Raw genomic sequence first — 319 nt, forward strand, 5'->3', positions numbered from 1 at the left:
GAGTCCGGCACCGTCGTCACGCTCGTCCTGCCGGACCAGCGGCGCGAGGTCAGCCGGCTGATGACGGTGGCCGGGATCCGTCCCACCACCACGAAGATCCGCCCGGGCGACGTCGAGCTCACCCGGATCACCGGTGCCCGCACCCCGAGCGGCGTGCCGATCACCGTGGCCGTGCCCGCCCCGGCCGCGCCGGCCCAGGCCGACGGGGAGGGCGGGAGCGCCGGGAAGAACTCCTCCCCGCGCCGACGCTCCGGCAAGCGCTCCGGGTTGCCGACCGACGTCGACATGAACGGCAACCCGCGCCGGCCCCGCCCCAAGC

General features: G+C 76.5%; 1 pseudogene. It reads left to right on the forward strand.

Features of this window, described 5'->3' with window-relative positions:
- Positions 1 to 319, forward strand: a pseudogene (locus VR45_RS47865) (DEAD/DEAH box helicase); the annotation flags it as partial.

The sequence above is a fragment of the Streptomyces sp. NRRL S-495 genome, assembly GCF_000966955.1.
GTDB lineage: Bacteria > Actinomycetota > Actinomycetes > Streptomycetales > Streptomycetaceae > Kitasatospora > Kitasatospora purpeofusca.